At 68.8% G+C, this 17,491-nt stretch carries 11 protein-coding genes; 2 read left to right on the top strand and 9 right to left on the bottom strand.

The window, feature by feature from the left end:
- Window positions 1-210: 210 nt before the first annotated feature.
- The 7 genes from V3B41_RS18775 to pilG form a co-directional block, all read right to left on the bottom strand.
- Complete coding sequence (locus V3B41_RS18775) at window positions 211-675, bottom strand: chemotaxis protein CheW (RefSeq protein ID WP_005410712.1); 465 nt, start codon at window positions 673-675, stop codon at window positions 211-213.
- Window positions 672-2,006 (bottom strand): chemotaxis protein CheB, encoded by a 1,335-nt coding sequence (locus tag V3B41_RS18770; protein ID WP_197620579.1) that lies wholly within the window; start codon window positions 2,004-2,006, stop codon window positions 672-674. Before V3B41_RS18770 ends, V3B41_RS18775 begins: the two co-directional genes overlap by 4 nt.
- The gene (locus tag V3B41_RS18765; RefSeq protein WP_329861778.1) at window positions 1,993-8,565 is read right to left on the bottom strand and encodes an Hpt domain-containing protein; all 6,573 of its coding nucleotides are present in this window, start codon (window positions 8,563-8,565) and stop codon (window positions 1,993-1,995) included. The genes V3B41_RS18770 and V3B41_RS18765 overlap by 14 nt, the downstream gene beginning before the upstream one ends.
- Before the next feature lie 100 nt (window positions 8,566-8,665).
- Window positions 8,666-10,702 carry a methyl-accepting chemotaxis protein gene (locus V3B41_RS18760; RefSeq protein WP_329861777.1) on the bottom strand — a complete coding sequence of 679 codons (2,037 nt, stop codon included), beginning with the start codon at window positions 10,700-10,702 and terminating at the stop codon, window positions 8,666-8,668.
- A gap of 41 nt (window positions 10,703-10,743) precedes the next feature.
- Complete coding sequence (locus tag V3B41_RS18755) at window positions 10,744-11,274, bottom strand: chemotaxis protein CheW (RefSeq protein WP_049431795.1); 531 nt, start codon at window positions 11,272-11,274, stop codon at window positions 10,744-10,746.
- Window positions 11,274-11,636, bottom strand: coding sequence for a response regulator (locus V3B41_RS18750; protein ID WP_014648093.1), 363 nt, complete (start codon window positions 11,634-11,636; stop codon window positions 11,274-11,276). Before V3B41_RS18750 ends, V3B41_RS18755 begins: the two co-directional genes overlap by 1 nt.
- 18 nt (window positions 11,637-11,654) lie before the next feature.
- The gene (gene pilG, locus V3B41_RS18745; RefSeq protein WP_005418455.1) at window positions 11,655-12,056 is read right to left on the bottom strand and encodes a twitching motility response regulator PilG; all 402 of its coding nucleotides are present in this window, start codon (window positions 12,054-12,056) and stop codon (window positions 11,655-11,657) included.
- 240 nt (window positions 12,057-12,296) lie between these two features.
- Here pilG and gshB point away from each other — a divergent pair, with 240 nt between their 5' ends.
- Together gshB and V3B41_RS18735 are read left to right on the top strand one after the other, a co-directional pair.
- Window positions 12,297-13,244 carry a glutathione synthase gene (gshB, locus tag V3B41_RS18740; RefSeq protein ID WP_012511876.1) on the top strand — a complete coding sequence of 316 codons (948 nt, stop codon included), beginning with the start codon at window positions 12,297-12,299 and terminating at the stop codon, window positions 13,242-13,244.
- Complete coding sequence (locus tag V3B41_RS18735) at window positions 13,244-14,128, top strand: energy transducer TonB (protein WP_049431798.1); 885 nt, start codon at window positions 13,244-13,246, stop codon at window positions 14,126-14,128. Before gshB ends, V3B41_RS18735 begins: the two co-directional genes overlap by 1 nt.
- Before the next feature lie 575 nt (window positions 14,129-14,703).
- On the opposite strand, the gene tsaB is transcribed toward V3B41_RS18735, so the two are convergent.
- Together tsaB and V3B41_RS18725 are read right to left on the bottom strand one after the other, a co-directional pair.
- Window positions 14,704-15,417: a tRNA (adenosine(37)-N6)-threonylcarbamoyltransferase complex dimerization subunit type 1 TsaB gene (gene tsaB, locus V3B41_RS18730; protein WP_049427805.1), complete on the bottom strand. Its 714-nt coding sequence runs from the start codon at window positions 15,415-15,417 to the stop codon at window positions 14,704-14,706.
- 9 nt (window positions 15,418-15,426) lie between these two features.
- The gene (locus V3B41_RS18725; protein ID WP_197620575.1) at window positions 15,427-17,475 is read right to left on the bottom strand and encodes an ATP-dependent DNA helicase; all 2,049 of its coding nucleotides are present in this window, start codon (window positions 17,473-17,475) and stop codon (window positions 15,427-15,429) included.
- Window positions 17,476-17,491 lie beyond the last annotated feature (16 nt).

Raw genomic sequence — 17,491 nt, 5'->3', positions numbered from 1 at the left:
TTGGGGGGCGGGGCCGCCGCCCCGGCGCCCCCCCGGGGGGCCGGGGGGGGGCCCCCCCCCCCCCCCCCACTACCGCGACCAGCGCGTCCAAGGCAGCAGCCGAGCGTGGGCTCGGCTCTACAGGGCCGGCGCCAGATTGCAGTTTCCTTGTGGAGCCGAGCCATGCTTGGCTCGGTGCCGGCCAGCGGCCGGCACTACCGGTCTGGTGGATCAGGCCGCCAGCGAATCCAGCGCGGCTTCCAGCGCGTCCAGGTTCGGCAGCAGCGCGCTCTGCTCACCCAGCAGCACGCGCATGTGCACGATCTGCGGCAGGGTTTCCTCGGAAGCATCGGCCAGCAGGCCATCGCGCGGCACCGAGATCAACTGCGGGAAATTCTGCGTCAGCAGCGCGTAGTACGGGCGCTGAGCGTTGCCGCTCAGTGCCTTCAGCACCACCACCTTGTTGTGGCCGCCCACCGCTTCCTCGCCCAGCCCGGAAAGCCGCGCGAACGACACCAGCGGCACCTGCCAGCCGTGCCAGCCGATCTCGCCGACCAGCCAGCGCGGTGCATCGGAGACCGGCTGTACCGGCACCCGCGACATCATTTCGGCCACAGTGGCATTGGGCAGCAGCACGCGCTCGTTGCCGGCCTGGATCAGGACGCCGCGGATTTCGTCATTGCTGGCATAGCTCATGGTGCGTCTCCGTTGTCGTCCTGCTCGCCCCAGCGCGCGGCAATCGCCTGCGCCAGGTCCTGCGGTTCGCCGGCCACCATGCCGGCAGCCACCACGGCCGTCGCCGCGGCGGGGTCGTAGCAGCCCTCGCCCACCTGGCCGGCCACCCAGGCACCGGCTGCGGCAAGGTCCAGTGCCGGCCCGACATGGGCCAGGTCGGCGCCGCTGAGCAGCACCAGCGCAGTATGTTCCGCCGGCAGCGCGGCCAGCGAGATACCCTGCGCATCGCTTAGGAAATGCAGGCCGTCGGCGGTCACGCTTACGCCGATGTCATCGGCCAGCACGTGCACCTCACCGGGGACGGCCCGCTGGCCGGCTTCGGCCAGCTGCACCGGCAACGGCGACACGCGTGCCATCTGCTTGACCAGGTTGCCGTAGCGGCCGCCATCCAGGCGCATGTGCACCAGCACCGGTACGCTCAGCGACGACGGCAGCGCGCCGAGCAGGCGGCGCAGCGCGTCCGGGCCACCAATGCCGGCCAGCACCAGCAGCGAGGCGGCACGTGCGCCCGCAGGCGCCGCAGCGTCCAGGTCCACCAGGCTGAGGTGATCGGTATCGAAGGATGGCAGCGGCGCTTCCACCGCGGCGCTGTGGCCGGTGGCCGCGGGTACGTCTGCCACGTCATCGACCAGCGACCACGCGGTGTGGTCGAAGGATACCGGCGGCGTAACCGGTGCGGCCGGCGTGGCGACCGGCTGCATCGGCGCTGCCTCCAGCGGCTCCGGCACGACCGGCTGCAGCGCGGCCAGTGCCTGCTCCAGCGCGATCGGTTCGTGCAGGTGCGCCGGTGGCGCATACAGGCTGTCCGCCGGCACTTCGTCCGCCCAGCTCAACGCCTGGTCCAGATGCGGCTGAAGCGCTTCTTCCCGTGGTGCCGGCGGCGGTGCCGGGTGACCCGGTTCCAGCTGCAGGGCGGGTTCGTCTTCCGCACCCGGCGGCAGCACCTGCTGGTGACCGTGCAGCTTGGCGGCCAGGTGGCGGCCCCAGCGCTGTGCCTCCCAACCATCACGGCGCGCCGCGAGTTCGGCCTCGTCGAAGACCAGGGTCAGGCCCGGTGCGGACAGCACCGCTTCAAGCCGTTCCAGAGCATCCTCGATGGCCGCCTCCAGCGCGATCACCACGAACTGTGGACGCGCGTCCTGCAGGAGCTGAGGCTCCAGGACGTTCGGGTCGTCTTCCAGCACCAGCTGCACATCGGCGTGCGACAACGCTTCGCGCAGGCGCTCGCGCGCCGCGCCAGGGCGGGCCAGCAGGGCGACGGCCGGAGCCGCCTGGGCTTCACTCACGGACACGGGCGATCCCCAGCAGGTCGTACACGTTACGCATCAGGTCCAGCTCCTGGTACGGCTTGCCCAGGTAGCGCTGCACGCCGATCTCGAAGGCACGCTGGCGGTGCTTGTCGCCGCTGCGCGAGGTGATCATCACGATCGGCACGTCCTTGTAGCGCGGGTCGGCACGCATCGCGGTGGCAAGCTCGTAGCCATCCATGCGCGGCATCTCGATGTCCAGCAGCATCAGGTCGGGCACACGCTCTTCCAGGCGCTCCAGTGCTTCCACGCCGTCGCGGGCGACACTGACCTCGAAGTTGTGGCGTTCGAGGATGCGCCCGGTGACCTTGCGCATGGTCAGCGAGTCGTCCACCACCATCACCAGCGGCACCTGGCGCTCCTGGCGCGGGGCGTTGGCCAGCACCGGCAGCGTCGGGTTGGCGAGGAAGCGGCGCACCAGCGGTGCCACGTCCAGGATCACCACCACGCGGCCATCGCCGGTGATGGTGGCGCCATAGATGCCCGGCACCGAAGCGATCTGCAGGCCGACCGGCTTGACCACGATTTCGCGGTTGCCCAGCACCTGGTCGATCGCCACGGCGGCACGCAGGTCACCCGCACGGACCAGCAGCAGCGGCACCTGGTCCTGGCCATCGGCACGCGCCGGAGCCTGCCCGACCAGGCTGCCGAGGTCGTACAGCGGATAGTCCTCGCCGCTGTAGCGATAGCTGCTGTCGGCCGCTTCGAAACGCTCGCGCGACAGGCGGCCGATGCCACTGACCGAGGCGACCGGCACCGCAAAGGTGGTTTCGCCGATCTGCACGAACACCGCCTGGGTGACGGCCAGCGTCTGCGGCAGGCGCAGGGTGAAGCGCACGCCCTGGCCACGCACCGACTGGATGTCGACCGAACCACCCAGCTGGCGCACTTCGTTGCGCACCACGTCCATGCCCACGCCTCGGCCTGCCAGCTGGCTGACCTGGTCGGCGGTGGTGAAACCGGAGGCGAAGATCAGGTTGTCCAGTTCCTGCTCGTTCGGCTGCGCATCGGCGGCCAGCAGGCCACGGTCGATGGCGCGGCGGCGGATCGCTTCGCGGTCCAGGCCGGCACCGTCGTCAGCCACTTCCAGCACGATCTCCGAGCCTTCGCGGTGCAGGCGGATGGCGATCTCGCCCTCCTCCGGCTTGCCAGCGGCGCGGCGCTGTTCCGGCGCTTCCAGGCCATGGGCCACGGAGTTGCGCAGCATGTGCTCCAGCGGCGCGACCATGCGATCGAGGACGTTGCGGTCCAGTTCGCCGTGAGTGCCTTCCAGGGTCAGGTGGACCTGCTTGCCGGTATCCATGCCGGATTGGCGGACCACGCGGCGCAGGCGCGGCACCAGGCCATCGAACGGCACCATGCGCGCACGCATCAGGCCGTCCTGCAGTTCCGAGCTGACGCGCGACTGCTGCTGCAACAGCGAATCGTACTGGCGCGACAGATCGTCCAGCACGCCCTGCAGGCCGCCAAGGTCGGCAGCGGACTCGTTCAGCGCACGGCTGAGCTGCTGCAGGGTGGAGAAACGGTCCAGTTCCAGCGGATCGAACTTCTGGTCAGCCTGGTCCTGCTCGCGCTGGTAGCGGGCGACGATCTGCGCCTCGGTTTCCAGGTCGAGGCGGCGCAGCTGGTCGCGAAGACGCGCATTGGTGCGCTCCAGTTCGCCCATGGCGCCACGGAAGGCGCCGAGCTGCTGTTCCAGGCGCGAACGGTAGATCGCCACTTCACCGGCGTGGTTGACCAGGCGGTCGAGCAGGTCGGCGCGCACGCGCACCTGTTCCTGCTGCGGACGGGCCGACGGGTCTTCGTCGGCCACGCCTTCGGCCGGCAGCGGTGCCGACAGCGGGGCATCGGCCGGCGACGCCAGCGGGCCCTCAGCCTGTGCCGGCACAGCCTCGGCCTCGCTGGCCGCACGCGCGGCCACAGCGGCCGCCGCGATATCGGTGGTGGTGCGGACCTCGAAGGCCTCCACCAGATCCTGTGCGGGCTCCACCACGCGGTGGGCACCGGTGCGCGTGAGCAGCTGGTGCAGACGGTCGAAGCCGCGCTCCAGCAGCTGCACGTCGCGGCGTTCGATCTCGGTGCGACCGGCCGCCACGGCTTCCAGCAGGGATTCGATGCTGTGGCCCAGATCGCCGATGGCATTGATGCCGGCCATGCGTGCGCCACCCTTCAGGGTGTGCAGGTCACGCTGCAGGCCGGCCAGTACCTCTCGATCCTGCGGCGCATCGCGCAGTTCGCTGATCAGGCCGTCGCAGTGGTCAAGCAGATCCTTGCCTTCCTCGACGAAGATGTCGACCAGCTCGCGGTCATAAACACTGAAATCGAGCGCATCGGCGCCGTCCGCGTTGTCTTCCAGAGCGGAGGCTTCTTCGTGGAGCGGGGAACGCGCCACGGCGCCGGCCTCGACATCGGCCTGGACCTCGCCCTGCCCCGGTGCATCTTCCAGTTCGAAGAACCGCACCGGCTCGGCGGAGGCCTGCAGTGCTTCGGTCGCGCTCACCTCATTCACCGTCGCCGGGGACGGCTGATCGGCGCTCTCTCCTTCGCCGACCGCCGCCTCCCCGCCGACGTCCGCATCCTCGGCAAAGGCTTCCGCCTCGCCCGGCGCGAGTTCGCTGGCCTGGAGGCCGAGCACGGGCCATTGCCCGTCGTCGTCCAGGGTCTGCTCTTCGTCGATCACGTGCAGGCCGGCCTCGAGCGCGGCTGCCAGCGTGACCGGTTCTGCAAAACCCGGCGCAGCCATTTCATCCTGCAGGCTCGACAGCTCGCTGTCGAGTGGCAGTGCAGCAGCGTCGTCATCGAGGCTGGCGTCGGCATCGCCCAGGTCAGCGGACATCGACGTATTCAGGTCGATTGCGTCAACCTCCACGGACACCGGCATCTCATCGGCGTCGCGGTCATCCACCGGCAGCGCGCGGGCGTCGAGGTAGGGCGACAGGTCGTCCGCGGCGGTCAGATCGGCCTCCGCGACCGGCGTCGCTGCGGCGTCCACGTCGGTCGTCGCAACAACCGGCTCGCCCTCGACGGGCTGGATCGATTCAATCGATCCGATGTCCTCGGCGATGGCTTCGCCTTCACCCGGTACCAATGGCCATCCGGCATCGAAGTATCGCGACAGATCATCGCTGCCGGTCAATTCGCCGACATCGAGGCCTGTGCCGATCGCGCCCGCGGTCCCGGCGGCCTGCACATCGGCGGCAAGCGGTTCCAGCTCGGGCCCGGCAGGTTCGATCCCGGGCGCAGCAGCTTCGAACGCAGGACCAGTCTCCCCGGCCTCCAGCGCCAGATCCTCGTCGTCGGCCTCCAGCCCGACCATCGGCCAGCGCGCTTCCGGCAGTTCACCGGCCAGCGCCTGCAGGCGCTGCACCAGCGCTTCCTGCGGGGTGATGCGCGGCTGTTCGGCCTGCAGCGCTTCCATGGTCGCGGTGATCGCCTGCGCGGTCGCATCCAGCGCAGCCACGCCCTCGTCGCCCGGCACCACGTCTGCAGCCAGCGCACGCTTGATGTAGGACTCGGCACCGCCGGTAACGGCAGTGATTTCCGGCACTTCGGTCATCGCGAAGGCGCCGTTCATGGTGTGCACCGCGCGCAGCAGCGCGTCGCTGACCGGCTGCGGCGCCTGCTGCGCCGAGCGCAGCCAGTCCTGCAGGGTCGCCTGGTGGACTTCCACTTCGGCTTCCAGGATCTCGCGCAGTACGCTGTCGATGTTGGCCGGCGTGCCCAGTGCTTCGGGCGCCGGGTCCGCATCGGCTTCAGCCTCCACCGACGCCATTGCTTCGGCTTCGAGGATGCGGCTGATCTCGTCCTCGCCATCGACTTCGACCACCGGTGCGGCGGGAGCAGCCGCAACCGGCAGCGGTACGTAATAGGTTTCCTCACCCGCGCCGACGCGATCGGCAATGGCCTGCATCGCCTGCAGGTCCACGCTGATCCGCTGGCCATGGCGCAGAGCGGCGTTCAGCTGCGGCAGCGCGGCATGCGCGTTGTCGACCATGGCCAGCACGGCTGGCGTCGCCGGGCGGCTGCCGTCGAGCACGCGGTTGAGCATGCCCTCGATCTTCCACGCGAATTCACCCAGGGTGCGTGCACCGACCAGTCGGCCACTGCCCTTGAGCGTGTGGAAGATGCGGCGGATAGGACGCAGACGGTCCATGTTGTCCGGCTGCATGCGCCATGCCGGCAGCAACGTACCGAGGTTGGCCAGTTCGTCGTCGAACTCTTCCAGGAACACCTCGCGGATGTCCTCGTCGATGTTCTCGGCATCGTCGTCGAAGCCCGCCTCGAAGCCGGCTTCTGTACCTTCCGCGTCGCCCACGGCGACCGGCGCTTGCGCATCGGCCGGCGTTGGGGTCGCCTGCGGATTGAAGTCCGCGGCCGCAGCGCTCAGCTCGGCAAAGAACTGCGCGTCGGCTTCGCTGAAATCAATCGGCGCGATGGTGTCGATGTCGATCACCGACACCGCCGCTGCCGGCGCATCGGCAAGCGACGCGGGCGCTTCCACCGGCACATCCACAGGGGTGATGTCCGGTTCTGCGGCAACAGGGTTCTCTTCCACCACCACAGGGGCGGTGGCATCGACGCTCTCCAGCAACGGATGCAGCCCGGCAGCGTCGTCCAGCGACAACGTTTCCATCGCGTGCAGCGAGAGCACATCGTCGGCGTTATCCAGCGAGTCGGCGTCGAAACGGAACACCACGTCGTCGCTTGCAGAAACCGCATCATGCTCGGCGGCCACCGGGTCGAACACCGGTGCGGCATGCGTGCCGGTCTCGATGGACAGCGTCGCGTCGGCGGCGTCTTCGACGTCCAGGCCAGCCGTTGCACTGGACTGCACCGGCAGCGTCCACTGCGTGGCGGCCCCCTGCCCTGCATCGACCTGTTCGAAACTGACCGGATCGAAGCTGGCAAACGTCGGGCTGCGCTCATCGTCCGCTGGTGCGAGCGGATCGGCCTCCGGATGGAACGGTGCCAGATCCCATTGCGGGACCTCGGGCGCCGGTGCACTGGAAGCAGCAAAGACCAGCGGTGCATCCGCCTCGTCATGCAGCGACAGCGGCGCGGAGGCGTCGGACCCCAGCCCACCGAACATCAGGCTGTTGTCGACCGCCGCCGTCGAAGGCGTGGCCGGTGGCGGATCGAAGGTGAAGTCCGGCAGCGGTACCGGCACCTCACCGGGTGCCGGTGCCGCCGACTGTACCGGGATCTCGATGTGCTCCGGCTGCAGTGCCGTGGCCAGCAGCGAAACCGGCTCACGCTCGATGGCCTGCGGCGCAAACAGTGCCGGCTCGCCCGCATCGCGGTCCGGCAGCGGCCAGTAGCGCAGCGCCTCGAGGCTGCTGCGGGTGATGTCGAGGATGTCCTCGCGGCCCGGACGACGGTCGCGCAGGGCTTCCAGGTAGTACTCCAGGCTGGCCATGGCGTCGGCCAGGGTGTCCAGCTGGCGGCCGCTCGGCACGCGCTGGCGGCCAATCAGCTCGGCCTCGATGTACTGCTGCACACCGCGCAGGTAGTCGGCAGCGGTACCCAGGTCGAGCATGCGCAGCGCGCCGGAGACGTCGCCCAGCAGGCGCGGCACGTCCTGCAGCTCAGCGTGGTGCCAGCCGGTTTCGATGAACGCGACGAAATGCTCGCGGGCGGCGGCGAAGTTGGCGATGGCCTCATGGGCCAGTACCTCTACCGTGCGCCGGTTCTCCACTGCGCTCGGATCGTCCTCGCCACTGCCGCCGGCGCCCAGATGGGCGACCTGGTCATCCAGCGAGGCATCCACGTAGAGCAGCGCACCGGCGATATCCAGCAGCAGGTTCTCATCGATCTGCTGGCGGCCTTCGACCACGCCACGCAGTGCATCACGCTGCTGCACGACCACGCCGCGGGCCACGCCCAGGCCCATCATGCCCAGCGTATCGGCCACCGCGCCCAGTTCATTGGCCTGGGTCTGCAGCTGTTCCGGCGCACCGCCGGTACGCAGGTGCAGGTCCAGTGCGTCCTTGATGCGCAGCAGTTCTTCCTTCACCGCGCTGCCAACGGTGTCGAGCAGTTCGCGGTTGCGCCCGCTCAGACTGCCACGCGCATGGTCCAGTTCGGCCTCGGTGGCGGTGACGCTGTCCGGCGCGAACGCCAGCAGCACGCTGTCATGCACGCCTTCCTCGCCACGCACGGCGCGGATCTCGTTGAGCAACGGCATCAACACGATCGGAATGTCGCGATGACCGTTCTGCAGGCGCTCCAGGTAGTCGGGCAGCAGCACGCTGCCGCGCATCAGGGTCGCGCAGGCTTCATCCCGGTCCGCCACGCCACCGGCGCCGATGGCATGGGCCAGCTGTTCAAGCTCCTCGGCCACCATCGCCGGCGCGTACAGCTCGACCATGCGCAGGGTGCCCTGCACCTGGTGCAGGTAGCCGGCGCAGATGCGCATGCGGCTGGCATCGGTCGGGTCTTCCGCGTAGTACTCGACCTCGTTGCGCACCTGGCGCAGGGTCTCGTCCAGCTCGGGCTTGACCCAGCCCAGCGCTGCGTGGCTCATCGCATCGCGCAGACTGCTCATGGACGCGCTCCGTTCGCCGCCGCGCGGAAGCCGCGCGAGTTCTGGCGTGGGGAATGGAAATGCTTCATCGACTGGTTCCTTGCTCGCCGCCCTGCCCGCGTCACGCCGGCAGCTTGAAGTCGGCGACCGAACGACGCAGGTCGGCCGCCAGTTGCGCGAGGTGGCCGATCGATTCGGCGGTCTGCCCGGCACCCTGCGAGGTCTGGCCGGTGATCTGCCGGATCACGCCCATGGTGCGGGTGATGTCCGAGGCCGCGGCCGACTGCTGCTGGGCGGCGATGGAGATGTTCTTGATGAGGGTGTTCAGTGCATTGGACACGCGCTCGATTTCGGTCAGCGCGGTGCCGGCGTCCTCGGCCAGGCGTGCACCGGACACCACTTCGGCGGTGGTCTGTTCCATCGAGGTGACCGCTTCGTTGGTATCGGCCTGAATGGCCTGCACCAGGTTCTCGATGCGTCGGGTCGCACCCGAGGTGCGTTCTGCCAGGCGCTGCACTTCGTCGGCCACGACCGCGAAACCGCGACCCGCTTCACCGGCCGAAGCCGCCTGCACCGCCGCGTTCAACGCCAGGATGTTGGTCTGCTCGGAAATGTCGTTGATCAGTTCCACGATCGAGCCGATTTCCTGCGACGACTCGCCCAGGCGCTTGATGCGCTTGGAGGTTTCCTGGATCTGGTCGCGGATCTGGTCCATGCCCTGGATGGTCTCGCGCACCACGCCGGCACCCTCGGCGGCGATCACCACCGAGCGCTGTGCCACGTCGGCCGATTCGGCCGAGTTGCGCGACACCTGCTCGATGCTCGCCGCGATTTCGCCGATGCGGTCCGACGCCGAGGTGATCTGGTTGGCCTGGTGGCCCGCCGCCTCTGCCAGCTGCATGGCGGTGGCCTGGGTTTCCTGGGTGGACACCGCAACCTTGGCCGAGGTGTCGTTGATGGTGGTCACCAGGTGGCGCAGCTCGTCGACCGCGTAATTGATTGCGTCCGCGATCGCGCCCGTCATGTCCTCGGTCACCGAGGCCTTCACCGTCAGGTCACCCTCACCGAGCGAGGAAATTTCGTCCAGCAGCCGCATGATCGCCTGCTGGTTGCGGCTGTTGAATTCCACCTGGGTCTGGTAACGCAGTTCCTGCTCGCGCGAGCGGCTGCGCACGTTGGTGGAGACAAAGCCGATGATCGCGATCAGCGACAGCGCACCGGACACCACGCCGATCCAGAAATTCGGGAACAGGCGGGTATCGGACACCGAACCGAACGAGGAGAACGCCTCGAACAGCTTGCGGCTATCGTCCAGCATGTGCGCCGAACCCTGGCCCAGCGCGGTGGCCGCCGACTGCGCGGCGAACAGCTGGCGCGAGCTGGCCAGGATCGCGTCGGCGTCCTGCTTCATCGCCTGCCACTTCTGCTGCGACTGCTCCAGCGCGGCGACGGCAGCGGCACCGCGCACGGCGGTGATGCCCAGTTCCTCGTTGCCGTTGCGCAGGCCGTCGAGCACCTGCGAGAACACGGTGATGTCACGCGCCAGCGCGTCACCGGCGGTGGCCGCGACGCTGCCACCGGCACGCATTTCGGTCACGCGGCGGGCCATCGAACCGGCCACCACCACCTGCTGCAGTGCGCTGTACACCTGCGCCGACGGAGCACCCGAGGCCGACATCGCGCGCACCAGCTCGTTCAGCTGGGCCTGCAGGCCCGGCACCGCGCCGGTGAAGTTGTTGGCGTTGCCGGCCAGCGCCAGCACCGCGGGCTCGCTGGCGACCAGCTGCCCGGCCTGCTTGCCCAGCGGCGCCCAGGTTTCACCCAGCGTGGTGATCGCGCCAGACACACCCGGCTCCTTGCCGTAGCGCCCCTGCAGGGTCGACACGTTCTGTTCGATCGCGTTGCGGGTCGCCTTGAAGGCGGTGAACGCCTGTGCGTTGCCGCCCACCGCGTCACGGCCCTGGTTGGCCAGCTGCTGCGACAGTACCTGCAGGTCGGCGGCCTTGGAGCCGGCGTCGGCCAGGCGGCTGCCCTGCCAGGTGGCGACGCCGGTGTTGACGCCGAACAGGATCATCGATGCCAGCAGCAGGAACAGCCAGAGGTTGCTGCCGCCCAGCCGCAGCTTGCCGGATTTGGTGGCGTCCGAAGCAGTACTCATCGTTCAACCTCGATCTTCAATGCAGGGGGCGGTGCCCGGCCTCAGGCCGCGGCTTGCCGGAATTCAGGGGTGCGCGACAGCAGCGAGAGCGAGAACACGCCCCAGTCATGGCCGTCGGCGTGGAAGGCGCGATCGACGAAATGGCCGTAGCGCCCTTCGGCCAGCATGCCGGCTTCGATCTGCTGGTCCAGTTCGAAGCTGCGCTGGCCGAACAGTTCATCGATGGTCAGCGCGACGTCGCCGCCGGCCTGGCGCATGATCAGCACGCGCTGGCCTTCCTGCTGCACGGTACGCGTGCCTTCCAGGAAGTACTTCAGGTCGACCACCGGGAACAGGTTACCGCGCAGGTTGCCCACGCCCAGCAGCCACGGCTGTGCGCACGGCACCGGGGTGACCGGCGGCATCGGCACGATTTCCACCACTTCGCGGAAATCGGACACCAGCCGACGCTGGCCGACGCGGTAACCCACGCCACGCCAGAGGTCCTGCGCGAACTGCCGCTCGGGCAGCTGCACCGCGTGGGCCAGGCTGCGCCGTTCGTAGGCTTCGAGGATGTCGAAGGGCGAGCGCATCAGGCCACCAGCTCGTTGATCCGCGCGATCAGTTCATCCTCGCGCGGCGGCTTGACGATGTAGTCGGCCGCGCCCTGGCGCAGGCCCCAGGCCTTGTCGGTTTCCATCGCCTTGGTGCTGACGATGATCACCGGGATGTGCTTGATCGCTGCGTCACGGGCCATCGCCCGGGTCGCCTGGAAGCCGCTCATGCCGGGCAGGACCACGTCCATCAGCACCAGCTGTGGCGCCTGGTCACGCACCAGCTGCAGTCCATCCTCGGCGTTGTCCGCTTCCAGCACCTCGTGGCCGGCACGGCGCAGCCACTGGGTGAACACCGCGCGGTCGGTCGGTGAATCCTCGATCAGAACGATACGAGCCATTGTGCCTTTCCCCCCTGGTCAGGCGTTGACGTATGTGCGGATGGCACCCAGCAGTTCTTCACGCGTGAAAGGCTTCGTCAGGTATTGCTCCGAGCCGACGATGCGTCCCCGCGCCTTGTCGAACAGCCCATCCTTGGACGAGAGCATGATGACCGGGGTCGCCTTGAACAGCTGGTTGCCCTTGATCAGCGCGCAGGTCTGGTACCCGTCCAGGCGCGGCATCATGATGTCGACGAAGATGATCTGCGGTTGCTGGTCTGCGATCTTCGCAAGCGCTTCGAAGCCGTCGGTGGCGGTGACCACCTCGCAGCCTTCGCGCTTGAGCAGCGTTTCCGCAGTCCTGCGGATGGTCTTCGAATCATCGATGACCATCACCCGGAGTCCTGCGAGTTCCCCGCCCGCAGTCGTGTTTTCAGTCATTGCCTATCCCCAAGCGCACGGCCCGATCTCTGGCGGGGGCCGCTACGAAAGCGTATCTATATCGCACTTTCCGCGCCCGCTTCAAGGCCGCCCCACGGCGTGGGGCATGGAGGCCTCCTGAACGTGACGGGTTTCGCAATGACTGCGCGAGCGCCCGGCGGACGCAGCGTTGCAGTACGGCGGGGAGGCGCGCGACCGGCGTTGCCGCTACCATCAACGCCTTGCCTGACAGGTGCGCCCATGCCGTTGAACGTCATCGTGGTGATGGACCCCATCGCCCACATCAAGATCGCCAAGGACACCACCTTCGCCATGCTGCTGGAAGCCCAGCGCCGCGGCCATGCCCTGCACTACGTGCGTCCGGGCGGCCTGGCCCTGGAGGGCGGCGTGGCGGTGGCCCAGACCGCGCCATTGCAGGTGCGCGACGACCCGGCCGGCTGGTATGAGCTGGGCGCATTCAGCCGCACCGAATTCGGCCCCGGCCAGATCGTGCTGATGCGCAAGGACCCACCGGTCGACGCCGAGTACATCTATGACACCCAGGTGCTGGACGTGGCCGCAGCTGCCGGCGCCTGCGTGGTCAACAACCCGCAGGGCCTGCGCGACTACAACGAGAAGCTGGCCGCCCTGCTGTTCCCGCAGTGCTGCCCGCCCACCCTGGTCAGCCGCGACGCCAAGGCGTTGAAGGCCTTCGCGCTGGAGCATGGCCAGGCCGTGCTGAAGCCGCTGGACGGCATGGGCGGCCGCTCGATCTTCCGCAGCGGCCAGGGCGATCCGAACCTGAACGTGATCCTGGAAACGCTGACCGACGGCGGCCACAGGATGGCGCTGGCGCAGAAATTCATTCCCGACATCACCGCCGGCGACAAGCGCATCCTGCTGGTCGATGGCGAGCCCGTCGACTACTGCCTGGCGCGCATCCCGCAGGGCGATGAATTCCGCGGCAACCTCGCCGCCGGCGGTCGCGGCGAAGGCCGCCCGCTGAGCGAGCGCGACCGCTGGATCGCTGCCCAGGTGGGCCCGGAAATGAAGCGTCGTGGCATGCGCTTCGTCGGCCTGGACGTGATCGGCGACTACCTGACCGAGGTCAACGTGACCAGCCCGACCTGCGTGCGCGAACTGGACGCACAGTACGGCCTGAACATCGCCGGCACCCTGTTCGACGCGCTCGAGGCCGGCCTGCGCTGATGCCCTCCGCACCTGCCGTCCTGCCCCCGCCACCGCGCGAAGCGCAACGGCTGGGGGCGACCATCGCGCTGTCTGTGCTGGTCCACGCCCTGCTGATCCTGGGCGTGGGCTTCGCCGTGAAGGGCGATGCGCCGCTGGTGCCGACGCTGGAAGTGATCTTCAGCCAGACCCGCACCGCGCTGACCCCGAAACAGGCCGATTTCCTGGCTGCGGCCAACCAGGAAGGTGGTGGCGAGCACGACCGCGCGCAGCGTCCGCGCGACAACCAGGCCGGCATCGTGCCGCAGGCCCAGTCAGGGCTGAGCCCTGTGCCGCAGCAGCAGCAATCGGCTGCGCCGGTTCCGCCGCCGCAGGCACGGGTGGTCAGCAGCCGCAATGGCGAAGAGGTGGTAGCGCAGGCGCAGGCCCGCCCCACGCCGGATCAGCCCGAACCGGATGCGCCCTTGAGTGCGCGCGAACAGCGCGACGTGGAGATGGCACGGCTGGCTGCCGAAGTGCACCTGCGCTCGGCGCAGTACGCCAAGCGCCCGAACCGCAAGTTCGTGTCGGCCAGCACGCGTGAGTATGCCTACGCCAATTACCTGCGCGCCTGGGTCGACCGTGCGGAGAAGGTAGGCAACCTGAATTACCCGGATGAGGCCAGGCAGCGCCGCCTCGGCGGCCAGGTGGTGATCAGCGTGGGCGTGCGCCGCGATGGCAGCGTGGAGAGCAGCCGGATCCTGCGTTCGAGCGGTACGCCGTTGCTGGATGAGGCAGCGCTGCGGGTGGTGCAGCTGGCGCAGCCGTTCCCGCCGTTGCCGAAGACCGAGGACGAGATCGATATCCTGCAGGTGACCCGTACCTGGGTGTTCCTGCCGGGCGGCACCCTGCACGACGACCGGTAGGGGTTTGTTGCCCGGGCCTGCGGCCCGGGGCCCGCTGCAAGGCTGGAGCAACGGCAACAGCAACGGCAACAGCGGCGGTCGGTGTACTGAGGCTTGGCGGGGCGGTGTCGGGCGGCGGGGACGCCGCAAGTACGTCCCTGTAGGCTTAGCCGCGGCATCCATGCCGCGGATACCCCGCCACCCGACACCGCCCCACCTCCGACAGATCGCGGCGCATCATCGCTTTTGGTAGGTGTCGACCTTGGTCGACACACATCCGCGCCATGCGTGGATGCGAGCGAAGCGATCCGCTTTTGACTTTGATTTTCTTTTTGATTTTCCGTGGCGGACGCGCACGGAAACTGTCCGAGGCCGGGCGGGGTGGGTTCGCGGGGGTGTCCGCGGCATGGATGCCGCGGCCAAGCCCCCAGGGGTGAGGGCGCTTTGGTTGCGAAGCACTGCTTCGCAAGCGCCCGAACGCACAGCCGCCAGCGGCTGGGCCGGTCTGGGGGTTCACGGCGTCCCCCGCGAACCCACCCCGCCCGGCCAAGCGCGGCTTTTGATTTACACGACCAACCACCCCCGCCACGAGGGGCTCAGCCGTTGGCCTTCGCCTTCGCCTCGCGCGCGGCCTGCTGCTCCACCAGGGTCAGTGCCACGTTGTCACGCAGGTACGCGGGCTCGACCTTTTCCGGCGCAATCGCCTCGCCACGCGCGAAGGCCGGCACCGCCAGTGCCAGCACGTCCGACGCCCGCGGCAATGCCGTGGCATCGAATCCGCGAAGGCCGCTGGCCAACTCCGCCACCAGCGCGCCGTCGGCCGCGCCAAAGCCAGTGCCGACGCCGTAGGCCGACAAACCTTCCGGCAACGCCACCGCAGTGGGTGCGCACACGCGCTCGCCATCGCGCGCGACCGGCAGGCCGTCAACACGCTCGAAGCGCGCAACGTACAACTCCCCCATCCGTGCGTCGATCGCCGACAGGATCTGCGTTTCTTCCGCTGGTGCCCGCAGCGCCAGCACCTGCAGCGTCGAGACCGGCAGCAGCGGACGATCCAGCGCCAGTGCGATGCCCTGCGCGATGGCGATCGCCAGGCGCACGCCGGTGAAAGCACCAGGACCGCGGCTGAGCGCGATGCCGTCCAGCTGGCGACGGCTGATGCCGGCCTCGGCCAGCAGTGCCTCGGCCCACGGCAGGCTCAGTTCGGCATGCCGGCGCGGGGCAATCTCGAAGCGTTCCAGCACCTGCCCATCGACATGCAGGGCAACGGAACAGGCTTCGGTGGCGGTTTCAAAGGCGAGCAGTTTCATCGGATCAGGTCAGAACAGGGGAAACGTGGCGCCGGGCGCCGGTTCCGGGCCCACCGGAGGGGCGGTGGCTGGAACGGCATCATCGGCCACGGGCGCCCATTGTGGCGTAAAGAAGGCCTGCACATCGGCCAGGCTGCGGGTACGGCGGAACGGTGGCAGTGAATCGAGGAAAACCCGGCCGTAACCCCGGTTGAGCAGGCGCGGGTCGCACAGCACCAGCACGCCGCGGTCGCTCTCGCTGCGGATCAGGCGGCCGACCCCCTGCTTCAATGCGATCACCGCCTGCGGCAGCTGTTCATCACGGAACGGGTTGCCGCCCTGGCTGCGGATCGCCTCCAGCCGCGCCTCGTAGACCGGGTCGTCCGGGGCGGCAAAGGGCAGCTTGTCGATCATCACCACGCTCAGCGCTTCGCCGACCACGTCCACGCCCTCGCGGAAACTGGCCGAGCCCAGCAGCACGCCATTGCCCGATTCGCGGAAGCGCTGCAGCAGCGTCGCGCGCGGTGCCTCACCCTGCACGAACAACGGCCATGGACCGTCGCGCAGTGCCTCGGCAGCCTCACGCAGGGCACGATGCGAAGCGAACAGCAGGAACGCCCTGCCCTGCGAGGCCTGCAGCACCGGCCGCAGGGTCTGGATGAGCGCGGTTCCGAAACCACGCGCGGCCGGATCAGGCAGGCCTTCGGGCAGGTAGCACAACGCCTGCTCGGGCCAATTGAAGGGGCTTGGCTGAACCAGCGTATGTGGATCGTCCAGGCCCAGGCGCGTGGCGATGTGATCGAATCCGCCACCGACGGTCAGCGTCGCCGAGGTGAAGATCCATGCGGCGCGGCTGCGTTCGCGATGCTCGCGCAACGGGCCGGACACATCCATCGGCGTGCGCTGGCAGCGGAAACCACGCGGCGTGAGTTCGTACCAGAGCACATCGGCGGCGCTGGCGGTCTCCACCGGATCGGTATCGAAATCGAGGGTGGGCTCATCATCGCCCAGCCAGCGACTGAGCCGCGAGACCGCCTCGCGCGCCCGGGCATGGCAGGCATCCAGGCCCGCCGCCGCTTCGCGCAGCGGCTGCAGCGCCTGTTCCAGCGCCACCAAGGCTGCCATCACCATGTCGAATCCGTCGCGCACCTGTGGCATCGCCAGCGCTCGCCATTGCGTGCCACGCGGCGGCAGCCCTCCCATCGACGAGCGCAACGCCAACAGCGACTGCTGCAACTGGTCGACCGGTTCCTGCAACGCCGACTGCGCCCCTCCTACGCCACGCGCTTCGGCCAGGCAGTCGCGACCCAGTTCCTGCCACGGGCGCATGCCAAAGCCTTCGCCGAAGAACTGCGCAGCCAGCTCGGGCAACTGGTGCGCCTCGTCGATGACGAAGGCCTGCGCACCCGGCAGCAGTTCACCGAAACCGTCCTGCTTCAACGCCAGGTCGGCCAGCAGCAGGTGATGGTTGACCACCACCACGTCGGCGGCCTGTGCGCGCTGTCGCGCACGCACCACGAAGCAGTCGTCCCAGAACGGGCAATCGGTGCCCAGGCAGTTGTCGACAGTGGAGGTGACCATCGGCAGCAGCGGTGAATCGTCGGCCAGCCCGTCGAGCTCGGCGACGTCGCCGAACTCCGAGCGACCGGACCAGGCCAGGATGCGCTGGAACTGCGCCGCTTGTTCACGGCTGGAGAACCGCGGCTCGCCGCGTGCCTGCTGCAGACGGTAACGGCACAGGTAGTTCGAACGTCCCTTCAACAGCGCGCTGCGCAGGCCGACACCGAGCGCCTGGCGCACGCGCGGCAGATCGCGGTGGTAGAGCTGGTCCTGCAGCGCGCGAGTACCGGTGGAGATGATGGTGCGCAACCCCGACAGCAGCACCGGCACCAGATAGGCGAAGGTCTTGCCGGTGCCGGTACCGGCCTCGGCCAGCAGCAGATCACGCTGCTGCATCGCATCGGCGATGGCTTCGGTCAGGCGCAGCTGGGCCGGGCGCGGGACGAAGGCGTCCAGGTGCGAGGCGAGCGCGCCGCCGTCGCTGAGGGCTTCGCGGCTGGCATGGACAAGGTCGGACATCAGAGGGAAAGGATAC

It is taken from the genome of Stenotrophomonas sp. SMYL89 (assembly GCF_036319985.1).
Taxonomy (GTDB): domain Bacteria; phylum Pseudomonadota; class Gammaproteobacteria; order Xanthomonadales; family Xanthomonadaceae; genus Stenotrophomonas; species Stenotrophomonas maltophilia_Q.
The sequence above is the reverse complement of the archived record's forward strand: the minus strand, read 5'-3'. Positions and strand labels throughout refer to the sequence as shown.

Bases quoted from the DNA above. Each gene is read 5' to 3' on its own strand.
- V3B41_RS18775 (WP_005410712.1), bottom strand. From the start codon at position 675: ATGAGCTATGCCAGCAATGACGAAATCCGCGGCGTCCTGATCCAGGCC.
- V3B41_RS18765 (WP_329861778.1), bottom strand. From the start codon at position 8,565: ATGAGCAGTCTGCGCGATGCGATGAGCCACGCAGCGCTGGGCTGGGTC.
- V3B41_RS18760 (WP_329861777.1), bottom strand. From the start codon at position 10,702: ATGAGTACTGCTTCGGACGCCACCAAATCCGGCAAGCTGCGGCTGGGC.
- V3B41_RS18755 (WP_049431795.1), bottom strand. From the start codon at position 11,274: ATGCGCTCGCCCTTCGACATCCTCGAAGCCTACGAACGGCGCAGCCTG.
- V3B41_RS18750 (WP_014648093.1), bottom strand. From the start codon at position 11,636: ATGGCTCGTATCGTTCTGATCGAGGATTCACCGACCGACCGCGCGGTG.
- pilG (WP_005418455.1), bottom strand. From the start codon at position 12,056: ATGACTGAAAACACGACTGCGGGCGGGGAACTCGCAGGACTCCGGGTG.
- gshB (WP_012511876.1), top strand. From the start codon at position 12,297: ATGCCGTTGAACGTCATCGTGGTGATGGACCCCATCGCCCACATCAAG.
- V3B41_RS18735 (WP_049431798.1), top strand. From the start codon at position 13,244: ATGCCCTCCGCACCTGCCGTCCTGCCCCCGCCACCGCGCGAAGCGCAA.
- tsaB (WP_049427805.1), bottom strand. From the start codon at position 15,417: ATGAAACTGCTCGCCTTTGAAACCGCCACCGAAGCCTGTTCCGTTGCC.
- V3B41_RS18725 (WP_197620575.1), bottom strand. From the start codon at position 17,475: ATGTCCGACCTTGTCCATGCCAGCCGCGAAGCCCTCAGCGACGGCGGC.